Consider the following 11662-nt stretch of genomic DNA (forward strand, 5'->3'; position numbering starts at 1 on the left):
GGCACCTCACTTATGACGCTCGCGGTGGCGCTCGCGTTGGCCGGTCCGTCCCCCAGTCTGCCGTGCCCGTGCCGAAACCGGCAGCTCACGCACCCCGGGCTCCAGCCGCCACGCCACGTCCGAGCGGATCCCGGCGTCCGCGAGCCTGGTCCGCGCGGCCTCGAACGCCTCGCACCACTCCCGCTCCCGCTCGACGTCCACCCGCCGGTCGTCCTCGCTCTCGGCGGGCCGCTCACGCACCATCGACGCCCGGACGTGCGCGTCCTCGACCCGCATCCGCACGCTGTGATCGGGCCAGGCGCCCTTCGTCAGCGTCACGGTGCCGTCCTCGGCGGTCAGCGTCTCGAATCCGGGCCGGACCTCGTACCCCATGTCCTCGAACGCGGCGGTGATCGAGTCGAGGACGTACCGGCGCTCGGCCTCCGCCTGCTCGGCTGCGTCGCGCTCGGCCGCCCGCCGCCGCTCAGCCGCCCGGCGCTCCTCGACGCCGCGGTTGGCGGCCTGGATCCGCAGCCGCACCTCCTGCAGGACGCCTTCGGCCTCCTCCGCGGTTCCGGTCTCGGCGAGCAGCCGTGCCGCCTCCGCCACGGCCCGGCGCTCCTCGTCGGCCGCGTCCGGCAGCAGCCGCGTCATGATCCGTTCCAGGTTCCGCTGGACGTCCTGGGCGGGCGGAGGCGCGCTCCCCGCGGTGCCGGCCTTCAGGCCCTCGGCGGGGACGGCGAAGATCTGCGTGCTGACCTGGGCGGCAAGGTGCTCGGACAGCCGCCGCTCGGCCTCGTCCAGCGCCCGGTCGGTGGCCGCGCACCAGGCGGTCAGCTCCCCGGGGGTCTGCTCGTCCGGCCGCAGCGGCCGTGGCAGCGCCACCTCGGCGCCGATCTTCGCGCGGGTCTCGGCGAGCGCGGCGATGCGCGCGTTGCGCTCCACGACCTCGCGCAGGGCCCGCTCGTGCGACTCGACCTCGGCGAGTGCCGCCGCCCGCGCCTCGGCCCGTCCGGCGGCGAGCGCGGCGAGGGCCTGCGCGCCGCGGCCCGCCACCCCGGCGCCGCGTCCGAGCATCCGGTTCATGCCCAGGGTGAGCACCACCGCCGCGTCCAGCGCGATGTCCGCGTCGATCCCGCTGCTCAAGAAGTGCCTCCGATCGTGCGTGCCTGCCGCCAGCGGTGCAGCCGCACACCCGCCGCGACGGCGTGCGCGGCGGAGGCGGCGATGAGGATGAGAACCCAGAGCAGGCTCGCGAGCGACGTCAGCGCCGCGAGCAGAAGCAGAAGCAGGAGCAGCGGGACGGTCGCGGCGAGGAGCAGGAGCCCGCAGCCGCCGCGGCCGGTCCGCCGAGCGGCGCCGGACATCGTCTGGGACGCCTTGGAAAGCCCGCGGCCACTCGCGCCCAGGGCGCCGGAGAGCATCGACCACGGCCCGTGAGGGAGATAGTCCGTGCCCTGGGTACGCGCCAGCAGCACTTCGCCGCCGCACTGCACCGCCCACGCGAGCACCGACACGACGGCCAGCACGCCGAAGGAGAGACCCGAGGAAGATCTGTGCAGGCCGACGGAGGCGGTCCCGCCATCACCGCCGCCGGACAGGGAGCCGACCACCCAGCTGCCTACGAGCCAGAAGAACAGCAGAGGCAACGTCCACAGGACGGCCTTGGCGGTGGCTGCGCCGCGTCCGGCGAGCCGCCGGCGCTCTTGCTCCGCCCACCGCGTGCGGAGCGCCTCGTCCCGCTGCTCGGCCGCGCGGCGGTCGCGGACCCGGGACTCGCTCTCCACGACGGCTTCGGGCGCGGCGCGCGTCACCGCGAGAAGGCGCAGCGGATCGTCGCCGGCCCCGTCGGCCAGCCAGGTGAACCACGGCACCGGCTCGGTGACCGACTCGCGTGCCCGCGCCGCCCCCTCCGCGATCAGCCGGTGCGTCTCGGCCGGACGCGCCGCCAGCGCGAGCAGCGTCAGCAGCACGGCGGGCGGTTCCTCCGCCTCGGCGCCCGGCAGCCGCCTGGCGGCGCCGGGCGGTGTGGCGTCCTGGGCGCGCAGCCAGCGGACGAGGTCGTCCCACGCCGTCACATGGGCGCGCCACTGGTCGTCGGTGCGGGCCAGGTCCTCGGCGCCGTCGAAACCGGCCAGCACCCGCAGCAGACGGTGCTCCCACAGTGCGCGGCCGATGAGGCGGGCGGTGCGGTGGTCGGGATGGCGGTGATCGGCGGCCAGCGCGGCGAGGCCGGGCAGGTCGCCGGCGGTGACCCGCCGGCCGAGGAAGTGCGGGGGCAGCGCCGGGTCGAGCCACCGGACCAGATGCAGCAGCTTCACGTCGGGGGGCAGCGCCGCCATGAGGTGGCCGTCGACGAGATCGATGCTGCTGTCGTCGGGCACGTCCGCGAGCCATTCGCGCAGGCTCCGCCATGCCTCGCCCGACTCACCACGTCCGAAGAAGTACTGCGCAGCGTGATCCCAGTTCTCGACAAGCGCGCGCGCCAGCTCGTCCCTCTTGGTGAAGCGGCGGCCCTTGAAGGGGAGGCCGCTACCCGCCTCGGCTTGGACGCTCTCCTCCGCGACGGGCGGCGAGCCTCCGTCCAGCCACTCCCGGACCTGCTCGCCCGTCCACCTCTGGCGCGGGTCACGGGTCAGCAGCCCCCGGCACAGCATCCGCAGCCTCGGATCGGAGACGTCGTCCGCGCTGACCGGACGCGTGGCCAGGTGGTCGACCACGACGGTCTCGCTCAACCCCTGGAACGGCGCACGTCCCGTGGCCAGCTCCCGGACGATCATGCCGAGCGACCACCAGTCGCGCGCCGGGGACACTTGCCCGGACAGCGACTCCGGAGCCGCGTACGCCAGCGTCCGCGATGACGACGCGAACACCACGCTCTGGTCGAGGACCTTGCTCAACCCGAAGTCGGCGATCACCAGGCTGACCGGATCGGTGCCCACCACCAGCACGTTCTCGGGCTTGAGATCCCGGTGGACGATGCCCGCCCGGTGCAGCGCCGTCAGCCCCGCCGCCAGCTGCGCCGCGACCTCACCGACAGCATCCGCGGGCAGCGGCATCAGCGCCCGCAGGTTGCCGGCCGGAAGGTACGGGGTGACCTCGTAATCGCGCCCGTCCGCGTGCCCGGTCTCCAGAATCCGCAGGACGTTCGGCGAGTCCAGCGCGGGCAGCTTCGCCCAGACGTCCCGGTCGGCGCGGTAGCCGCGGCGGAAGATCTTCACCACGTACTCGTCGCCGCCGGCGTCCCGCACCAGCAGCAGATCCGACTCGGCACCCTGCACGGGCAGCTCCGCGACCGTCGTGTACCGCTCGCCGAGCACCGCCGGCAGCCGCATCAGCGGATCGCCGGGCCCCTCCTCCCCGTCCCGCCTGGTCTCCGCCGCCGTCCGCGGCCCCGGCACCCGGGCGTCGTCGCGCCGCGTCGCCCCGGCGTCCCGGCGCGTGTCCCGGGACGGCGGCCCGTCGAACTCGCCCACCTAGACCTTGTCCTTGATGACCCGCAGATACTCAGCCTGCTTGAACCGGACCAGCACCGCCTCCATGAGGATCCGGACGAGCAGCATCTGAACCAGCCAGATCAGCGGTGTCGCGGCGATGAGGATGAAGCCCCCCAGCCAGAACCTTGTCGAGACGAGAACCCAGAGCCCAAAGAAAAGGACGACCAGGCACTCCAGGGAGATCAGTATCAGAGACAGGACATAGACCGTCTTCACCAGCTTCGGTGTCACCAGCGCGTTGAAGTCGGTGTCCAGCAGGGAACCGAGCAATCCCTTCTCGGCTTGTTCGGGTGGCGTCCACCCCTGCGGGGCCGGCCCGGGACCGTCCGGAGCGGGCGGGCGAGGTCCGGGGACGTTCGGCGGCGGCCCGTACGGGCCTCCCGCCGGACCGGGCGCCTGCGAGCGCGGTGGGTGACCGGGGTCCGAAGGATTCGTCATCGCCGCCGTCCTCAACGTGAAGCCGCCTACAGGAAGACTCTAGAGCCTGAGACCCACCCCGCACCCGAACCCGCCGCACCCCGACCGCCCCGGCTCCACCGACATCACCCTGCCGATACATGCCTTCGCGGCGCGGACCATGCGGAACGCGCCCCGTTATCGGTTCCCCGGCAATATCGAACTGTCCTGGTCTTCGGCCAAGTGGACGGTGCCCATACCGCTCCACGGTCAGCCGTTGCTGTCCGCCCGTCCATCCACGCCCGATGGCCAGAAGATGCCGTGGGCGCCCGCCCCCGCGCGGGCACGCAGCTCGTCCACCGTGCGGACGCCTACCTCGGGCTCGTCGCGGCCGTTGAAGACGACGAACCACCAGTGGCGTGCGACGGCCTCGATGATGCGGAACGCAAGCTGCTCGCTGCCCTTCGTGCGCGAGATCTCCAGTTCGATCACGGTCATGACCGGGCCGCCGAGCCGGGCCTGGTACACCGCGAGCTCGTCGGGCTCGTTCTCGGTCAGCCCGGTGAGATGGACCCAGACGTGCGCGTAGCCGTCGGAGAGCCGCGCCTCACCCCGCTCGCCCGGCCCCGTCACCCCGCCGAGCGACACCACGAGATCGACGAACCGCTCGCGATCGATCTCCTCGCCGAAAACGAGGAACACAGACTCGGCCATGGTCTCCTTCCATCAGGACACGGACTCGCCGAGGTCCCGCAGTGCCTTTGACCGTGTGCCGGGTCCGGCAGGTAGCCGACCGCGCTTCCTGCGCCTTCTTCTTATTCTCGGTATCGGGTTCCCGGCCGGGCGACCTCCTCGGCGGCCTTGCGCACCCTGGCGGTGTCGCCGCACCCGTCTTCGGTATGGCGGCCCCGCTGAGTGAGAAAGGCGACACGCTTTCCACGGTGCTGTACGTTGCGGAGAGCGCGGCCGGAGCGCCCGCGGGCTTGGCGGTGGCCGCCATCGCAGGCAGAGGCGAAGAGAACAGCGGGTACCGGTGGTGCCGGACTGGATGTTCGCTCTCCCATTCCTGGGGCCCTGGCCGTGTCCTCGTCCCACCCCTATCCTTCCGGCGGGACGTGTACGCGCCGGTACGGCCGTCCGGTCAGGGGGCCGGAAGCCGGAACGGGCGCCGGATCGGGGCGAGGTCGATGATCGCGTTGGTGCTGCTGCCCGTGGGGTTCGTCATCGGGCTGCTCCTGGCGCCGATGGCGGCACCCTACGTGGGCGAGGTTCCGCGCCATCGCCGCATCCTGGTGGGCCTGGTCACCGCGGCCCTCTACGGCGTGCTCGGCTGGTGCGTCGGACTTGAACCCGTCCTGCCGGCCCTGCTCTATCTCGCGGCGGTCGGCACCCTGCTCGGCTTCATCGACATCGGGGTCAAGCGGCTGCCCGACCGGTTCACACTGCCGTCATACGGCATGGCCGCGGCGCTGCTGGGCGCGGCCGCGCCGTTCACGGACGACGGCCCGCAGCGGTTCGTGCACGCGCTGATCGGCATGGCGGTGCTGTTCGTGCTGTATTTCGCGCAGGCGTTCGCCGCCCCGTCCGGGATCGGGATGGGCGATGTCAAGCTGTCCGGTGTCCTCGGCCTCTACCTGGGATGGTTCGGGCAGGACGCCTGGGTGCTGGGCCTCCTTGTGACCTACCTCCTCGGCGGCCTCGTGGCGGTCGGCATCATGGTCGTCCGCCGGTCGCGGAAGGGCGAGTTCCCGTTCGGCCCGTACATGCTCGCCGGGGCGCTCATCTCCGTCCTCGCCGTGGGCTGAGGGCATCACCTGCAGAGCTTCTGGCCTCCCTGCACCCCGCCGCCGATCTTGCTGATGGCGGGCGGTGCGAGCCGGACGCCGTTCGTGCCGATGATGAGCCGCACCCCGTCCTGCGGTGCGTTCGCGTCGGCGGTGAGCAGGGCGTCGGGGACGTCCCGCGCGAGCGCCGAGGCCTGCGGTTCCGCGGACGGAGCGTAGCCGAGGCGGCTCTCCGGTGCCTTGGCGCCCTTCTCCACCTTCTTCGCGACCTTGTATCCACGCTGCCTGAGCTGCCTGACGACACGCTCGATGAGCCTGTCCTTGCCGCCCGCGGCGACGACGGTGACGTGCACCTTGCCGGGGGCGGGCGGCGCAGGCTCCGCCTTGACGGGCTTCGCCGGCTCGGCGGGCAGCGCACTGTCGTGCCGGATCGCCTCGAACAGCGGTTTCGCGAGCTCCTGGTTCCACTGCACGCGGTTCGGGTCCGGCGCGTAACGCTCGACCGGGACGGTCACGAACCGCACCTGCCCCGCGCTCATGCCCTTCAGCCCGTCCGCGAGCTTCTTCATCCCCGCCAGATCGAGATCGTCGTCGGTCGTCATCGACTTGGTCGCGGCCTTGAGGAACTTGTACGTCTTGGCCGGGTCCGTGAGGACCGAACCGCTGGTGGCCTTGTCGGCGACCGAGGCCATGAACTTCTGCTGGCGCTCGATCCGCTCAAGGTCGGACCCGTTGCCGAGCGAGTAGCGGGCCCGCACATAGCCGAGGGCCTGCTCCCCCTTCACGGTCTGCTTTCCGGCCTTCAGGTACAGCTCGGCCCGCGGATCGTTCACGGGCTTGTCCAAGCAGATCTCGACACCTCCCAGGGCGTCGACCATCCGCTTGAACCCGGCGAAGTCGACCTGCACGAAATGGTCGATGTGGACACCGGTGAGCGACTCCAGCGTCTTCCACGTGCAGGTGGGGCCGGCATACGCGAACGCCGCGTTCAGCATCCCGAACTGCGCTGGAACGGTCCCGCCCCGCTCCTTCCGGCACGCGGGAATCTTCACCATCGAGTCGCGCGGGAAGCTGATCCCGACGGCCTGATCCCGGTTCGGCGACAGATGCAGCAGGATCGTGGTGTCCGACCGCGCCCCCGACATCCCGGCCGCCGCCCCGTACCGCGCGTTCTCACCCTCCCGGGTGTCCGACCCGATCACCAGGATGTTGAGCGACTTGTTCAGCTTCTTGGGCCGATCCGTCCCGAGCTTGTCCCTGACGTGCTTCTGCTCGATCCCTCCGACGAGATCGTGGTACAGCCAGGCGGCCCCGCCGCCCCCGAGCAGCAGGACGACGACCGCGCCGACCGCGATCCGCCGCAGGACCTTCCGCCGCCTGGACGGCCTCCCGCCGGCCCCCTTTTCGCCCACCACGATGCCTTCGCCCGGTTCGGACGTGCCCGAAACAGCGCTCTCCAGCCCGTCCCGCCCAGCCGCGCCGCGGTCTGCGTCCGATGCGGCGTCGCCGCCCTGGCCGGACGCGGCCGATGTGCTGCTTTCGGCCGCGTCACGCTCGTCGGGGGCGCGTTGCTCCTCGTCCGACGCGGCGTCCTCGCTCTGATCGGAGGGGGGCGGGGCGGCGGTACCGCGTGCCGTCCGTCCGTCGTCCTGTGCGGCCGGTGTCCGGGAGATGCCGGCGCGCTGCGCGTCCTCTTCGCCTGACGCGGGTCCGGCGGCGTGGGGTGGGCGGGGCTCGCGGCCCTCGGAGGCGGCGGGGGTGATGTGGGCGGCCTCGTCCCCCGCGAGGTCGTCGCGGCCGGGGTCTTTGTCGCTCATCGGTCCCGTTTCGGGCAGGCCCTGTCGGGGGGCGGGTGGTTCGGGCGGCTGATCATTCTATGGAGGCGCGGATCACGTGGGAGCGGGCGTCTCCACCTGTTGGATGCCTGAGATGCCCGTTCTGTTGACACAGGTGCGGAAATCCGGGCCGTTCGGGTGGGTGGTCTTCCGTACGATCGGTGCCGTGAACACGGGGTGGGTGATCGGCGGTCGGTTCACCATGCTCGACCGGATCGGGACCGGGGGGACGAGCCGTGTGCGGCGGGCCTACGACCATGCGGAGGGGCGTTACTGCGCGGCCAAGCTCGTCCGGCGGCAGGGGCCCACGTCGATGCTGCGGGTCGTCCGGGAACGGGCGTTGCGGCTGGCGCACCCGCATGTGCTGACGCCCTACGCGTCGTGCATGGCGGACGACGACGTTCTCCTCGCGATGGACCTGGTGAGCGGTGGTTCGCTGGAGACCCTTCTCGGAGATTACGGCAGGCTTCCGCCCGAGTACGCGGCGGAGGTGCTCGATCAGCTGCTGGCCGCTTTGAGTCACATCCACGGTGCCGGGGTCGTCCACCGGGACGTGAAGCCCGCCAACCTGCTCCTGGAGCCGAGCCCGGTCGGGGCGCCGCACACGCGGCTGGCCGATTTCGGGATCGCGCTGGGGGACGACGGGATGCGCTTCACCACGACCGGGTTCACCGTGGGCACCCCCGGATACCTGGCGCCGGAGGTGCTCGACTGGAACCGTCCGGGCCCGCGCCAGGACCTGTACGCGGCCGGGATGGTCGGCTGGCGGATGCTGACCGGCGCGGGGGACCCCGAGCCGCGCCAGCGGGTCGGGCCCCCGCCCGCCGGCGTGCCGGCCATGCTGTGGTCGGTGGTCGCCCGGCTGTGCGCGACCGACCCGGCGCAGCGTCCCGGCAGTGCCGCCGCGGCCCGCCGTGCACTGGCCGCATGCCGCCTGGAACTGCGCTTCCCCGCCCGGACCCTGGACGGCGAACCCCTCCAGATCTTCGACCACCTGGGCTCGCCGCCCCGCTGACCGCGCAAGGCTGCTCCGGCCCCGGGGCGGAAGGGGGCGGGGGTGCCGTGGGTGGCGCCGATCTGTTCCTCGACCTCGCGGGACGAAGTGCTCTTCGTCTCCGTCGTCCGCTACTTGATCTGGTAGGTGATCTCGACGCGGCGGTTCTTGGCGCGGCCCTCCGGGTCGTCCTTGCCGCCCTGTTCGTTGGGGGCCACGGGCTTCGTCTCGCCGTAGCCCCTGGCCTCGATGCGCACGCTCGACCCCTTGAGGACGTTCTGCAACTCGGCCCTGACCGCTTCGGCGCGTTTCTCCGACAGGTCCAGGTTGTAGCCGGGGTCGCCGACCGAGTCGGAGTGGCCGGATATCTGGACGGTGCCCTTCACGTCACGCAGGCGGGGGGCCAGATCGGAGATACGGCGGCGGGCGGCGCCGGTGAGCGTCGACTTGCCGAAGTCGAACAGGACGTCCGCCGAGATGCGGACGGTGACCTGCCCGCCGCTGGTGTGCTCGTCCTCCAGCGGGACGACCGCCTGGGACAGGTCGATCCCGTGCACGGCGGACCCGGCGTCGATGGACAGGAGGCTCTTGGCGAGGTTGTCGTCCGGCACGTTGGGCTCGGCTCCCGCGACCGCGGGGAGAGCCAGCGTCACGGCCAGGACGCCGATGACGACGGCCGGTCCGCGCATGCGGCTCACCGCTCGACCGGGACGTTGCGGAACGTGGGCCACGACCCGATCTGCACGTCGACGACCTTCACGTTCTCGGGAGGAGCGGCGAACGTGTAGGACAGATGGACGGGCTGATCGTTCGCAACGGTGGTGTAGATCTCGTCGGGCTGCAGTTCCGCGCCGCTGGAATCCTTCACCACGACGTACCGCTTGAGGTTCACCGGGTCGATCAGGGACGTCCCCAGGCGGAGGCCGCCGTTGAGGTTGAAGGGGGTGATGCTGCTGGAAGTGGACTCGGCGCCAGGGACGTGCGGAGTGAGCTGGATGTTGAGCGTGGCGAGCCTGCCGCGCGCCCGGAGCCCCAGGATGGCGATGTCGACCTTGGCGCCCGCGGCGATGGGCGTGTCGAAGGTGCCCTTCGCCACCGGCTTGGACGGGCTGTCGAAGCCCACCCCGCCCGCCGCGCTCACGGCCTCCCCGCCTCCGGACGACGATGCGGTGCCGGAGTCACCGCCGGACGGGGAGCAGCCGGCGAGCCCGCCGGTCAGGAGCAGTGCCGCGGTGATGGCGGCCACGCGTGGGGGGAGCCGCATGGTCGATCCTTCCTGCTATGTCGCATATGCAAACGTCGATGCACATGAAACTATGGCGGAAGACGCCGCCACATCATGTGCGTCCGTGAATCTAGTGTTTGCAAGTGCGAATCGTCAAGAGGAGTCGAAGGTGAGTGTCACCGAGGACACCGTCGCCCGGAACCGCGCGCTGCAGGTCGAGTGGTACGGCGAGCCGCTCGGCGACCGGGTCCGGCCGCTCCTCGACCGGCTCGGTCTGTCGCAGTCCGGCCTCGCCGGCGTGCTCGGGCTTTCCGCGCCGATGCTCTCCCAGTTGATGTCCGGCCAGCGGGCCAAGATCAGCAACCCGGCGGTCCTGCACCGGCTGATGGCGATCGAGGACCTCGTCGCCGACCCCGCCTTCGACGCGCTGACGGCCGCGGAGATCAAGGCGCGCCTGGCGGAGATCGGCGCCGGGCCGGCTGCCACCACGTCCGGGCTGCGCAGGGCCACGTCCGAGCGCATCCCCGCCGGGGAAGACCCCGACGACCACGGGACGCACGCCGGCTCCAGGGAGCCGGCGCGGCTCGTCCAGGCGCTCCTGCGCGAGGTCGCGTCCGCCGCCGAGATCGACGCCGCCGCCGACCTCATCGCCGAGCGCTTCCCCGATCTCGCGGAGGTCCTGCGCGTGTACGGGACGGGACGCACGAGCGAGGCCGAGGCCCACTACGCCCGCACGGTCCTCGGCCGGCTGCTGGGCGACCGCTCGGCCATGCCGTAGCGCACTCGTCTCGATTCCGCTGCGCCATAACGACTGGTTATGGAGCGCGGCCGGTGCGATACCCCCGTGACGGGGCTAAAGTCTGTGGTCAGGCTCACATAAAGGCCTGGCTGTTATGTATGTCACAGCTCCTGCCGGGTGGCGTAGGGTCGCTTCGCTGGAAGCGCACACGAGGCGTCACCGCCCGCATGCGGCACGGCCTCCGGCCGCCGGAAGGCGGCCCCGGCCGGGACGCATGGCCAGCGGCTCAGGCGCGATGGGCCGGTGGCGGGGCGCGACGGCCGCATGGTGCGCGTGGACCGTGGTACGGGGACACGACGACCCGAGCTCAGGAGAGCGATCGATGAGCACTGTGGAGGCGCAGGGCAAAACGCGCGCCCAGATCAAGGAAAGTACGCTCCGCAAGGACAACTGGCGGCTGTATCCCCTCACGACCTTCGTGATCTTCACGGCATGGGTGGTGTACGCGACCATCCGGGCCTTCTGGGGGTCCGCGTTCTACGTGCCGCAGTACCACTACCTGACGCCGTTCTACTCGCCGTGCCTGAACGAGATCTGCAACAACGTGACGGTGGACGGGCACACCGGCGACGCGGCGGAGTTCGGCGCCTTCCTGCCGGCGGGCACCCGCGGCTGGATCCCGTTCGCGGCGATCTCGCTGCCGTTCCTGCTGCTGTTCCGGATGACCTGCTACTACTACCGCAAGGCGTACTACCGGTCGTTCTGGGCGTCGCCCGCGGCGTGCGCCGTCCGGGAGCCGCACGGCAAGTACACCGGGGAGCGCCGCTTCCCGCTGATCGGCCAGAACCTGCACCGCTACTTCTGGATGGCCGCCGTCCTCATCTCCCTCATCAACACCTACGACGCGATCCGCGCGTTCCACGGCAAGGACGGCGGGTTCGGGATCGGGCTCGGCACCATCATCCTGGTGGCGAACGTGATCCTGCTGTGGCTGTACACGCTGTCGTGCCACTCGTGCCGGCACATCATCGGCGGGCGGCTCAAGAACTTCTCCAAGCACCCGTTCCGGTACCGGATGTGGGGCTGGGTGTCCAAGATCAACGAGCGGCACGGCATGTACGCCCTGATCACCCTGGGGTCGCTGGTGGTGGCCGACGCGTACGTCGCGCTGGTGGCCGGCGGCGCCTTCTCCGACCCGCGAATCTTCAACTGA

At 71.5% G+C, this 11662-nt stretch carries 11 protein-coding genes; 4 read left to right on the forward strand and 7 right to left on the reverse strand.

The annotated features are described in order from the left end of the window. Positions 1-6 precede the first annotated feature (6 nt). The 4 genes from ACQP1N_RS08005 to ACQP1N_RS08020 all read right to left on the reverse strand — a co-directional run bounded on the left by ACQP1N_RS08005 (position 7) and on the right by ACQP1N_RS08020 (position 4586). Positions 7-1125, reverse strand: a complete 1119-nt coding sequence (locus ACQP1N_RS08005) for a response regulator receiver protein (protein WP_433230092.1) — start codon at positions 1123-1125, stop codon at positions 7-9. Further along, positions 1122-3455, reverse strand: coding sequence for a protein kinase domain-containing protein (locus ACQP1N_RS08010; protein WP_433230095.1), 2334 nt, complete (start codon positions 3453-3455; stop codon positions 1122-1124). Before ACQP1N_RS08010 ends, ACQP1N_RS08005 begins: the two co-directional genes overlap by 4 nt. Then, entirely contained in the window at positions 3456-3914 is a 459-nt protein-coding gene (locus tag ACQP1N_RS08015; RefSeq protein ID WP_433230098.1) for a DUF4282 domain-containing protein, read from the reverse strand. A gap of 228 nt (positions 3915-4142) precedes the next feature. Beyond that, a complete protein-coding gene (locus ACQP1N_RS08020) occupies positions 4143-4586 on the reverse strand; it encodes a hypothetical protein (protein WP_433230101.1) in 444 nt (147 codons plus the stop codon). Positions 4587-5059: 473 nt separating this feature from the next. Between ACQP1N_RS08020 and ACQP1N_RS08025 the strand changes: the two genes are divergently transcribed. After that, positions 5060-5677, forward strand: coding sequence for a prepilin peptidase (locus ACQP1N_RS08025; RefSeq protein ID WP_433230103.1), 618 nt, complete (start codon positions 5060-5062; stop codon positions 5675-5677). A 5-nt stretch (positions 5678-5682) separates the two neighbouring features. Here ACQP1N_RS08025 and ACQP1N_RS08030 read toward each other — a convergent pair whose 3' ends face one another. Next, a complete protein-coding gene (locus ACQP1N_RS08030; RefSeq protein ID WP_433230105.1) occupies positions 5683-7473 on the reverse strand; it encodes an LCP family protein in 1791 nt (596 codons plus the stop codon). Positions 7474-7657: 184 nt separating this feature from the next. Here ACQP1N_RS08030 and ACQP1N_RS08035 point away from each other — a divergent pair, with 184 nt between their 5' ends. Further along, positions 7658-8506 carry a serine/threonine-protein kinase gene (locus tag ACQP1N_RS08035; RefSeq protein WP_433230108.1) on the forward strand — a complete coding sequence of 283 codons (849 nt, stop codon included), beginning with the start codon at positions 7658-7660 and terminating at the stop codon, positions 8504-8506. A 110-nt stretch (positions 8507-8616) separates the two neighbouring features. Here ACQP1N_RS08035 and ACQP1N_RS08040 read toward each other — a convergent pair whose 3' ends face one another. Both ACQP1N_RS08040 and ACQP1N_RS08045 read right to left on the reverse strand, forming a co-directional pair. Then, positions 8617-9174 (reverse strand): OmpA family protein, encoded by a 558-nt coding sequence (locus ACQP1N_RS08040; RefSeq protein WP_433230111.1) that lies wholly within the window; start codon positions 9172-9174, stop codon positions 8617-8619. Between the two features lie 5 nt (positions 9175-9179). After that, positions 9180-9749, reverse strand: a complete 570-nt coding sequence (locus ACQP1N_RS08045; protein WP_131732630.1) for a hypothetical protein — start codon at positions 9747-9749, stop codon at positions 9180-9182. A gap of 130 nt (positions 9750-9879) precedes the next feature. Here ACQP1N_RS08045 and ACQP1N_RS08050 point away from each other — a divergent pair, with 130 nt between their 5' ends. Together ACQP1N_RS08050 and ACQP1N_RS08055 are read left to right on the forward strand one after the other, a co-directional pair. Beyond that, positions 9880-10488: a hypothetical protein gene (locus ACQP1N_RS08050; protein ID WP_433230113.1), complete on the forward strand. Its 609-nt coding sequence runs from the start codon at positions 9880-9882 to the stop codon at positions 10486-10488. Positions 10489-10831: 343 nt separating this feature from the next. Further along, positions 10832-11662, forward strand: a complete 831-nt coding sequence (locus tag ACQP1N_RS08055; RefSeq protein ID WP_067803345.1) for a hypothetical protein — start codon at positions 10832-10834, stop codon at positions 11660-11662.

This window comes from Actinomadura formosensis (genome assembly GCF_050948385.1).
In the GTDB taxonomy this organism is placed as follows: Bacteria; Actinomycetota; Actinomycetes; order Streptosporangiales; family Streptosporangiaceae; genus Spirillospora; species Spirillospora formosensis.

What these genes read in the sequence shown, in the direction of transcription:
- ACQP1N_RS08015 (WP_433230098.1), bottom strand. Translation starts at nt 3,914, where the DNA reads ATGACGAATCCTTCGGACCCCGGTCACCCACCGCGCTCGCAGGCGCCC.
- ACQP1N_RS08025 (WP_433230103.1), top strand. Translation starts at nt 5,060, where the DNA reads ATGATCGCGTTGGTGCTGCTGCCCGTGGGGTTCGTCATCGGGCTGCTC.
- ACQP1N_RS08030 (WP_433230105.1), bottom strand. Translation starts at nt 7,473, where the DNA reads ATGAGCGACAAAGACCCCGGCCGCGACGACCTCGCGGGGGACGAGGCC.
- ACQP1N_RS08040 (WP_433230111.1), bottom strand. Translation starts at nt 9,174, where the DNA reads ATGCGCGGACCGGCCGTCGTCATCGGCGTCCTGGCCGTGACGCTGGCT.
- ACQP1N_RS08045 (WP_131732630.1), bottom strand. Translation starts at nt 9,749, where the DNA reads ATGCGGCTCCCCCCACGCGTGGCCGCCATCACCGCGGCACTGCTCCTG.
- ACQP1N_RS08055 (WP_067803345.1), top strand. Translation starts at nt 10,832, where the DNA reads ATGAGCACTGTGGAGGCGCAGGGCAAAACGCGCGCCCAGATCAAGGAA.
- ACQP1N_RS08020 (WP_433230101.1), bottom strand. Translation starts at nt 4,586, where the DNA reads ATGGCCGAGTCTGTGTTCCTCGTTTTCGGCGAGGAGATCGATCGCGAG.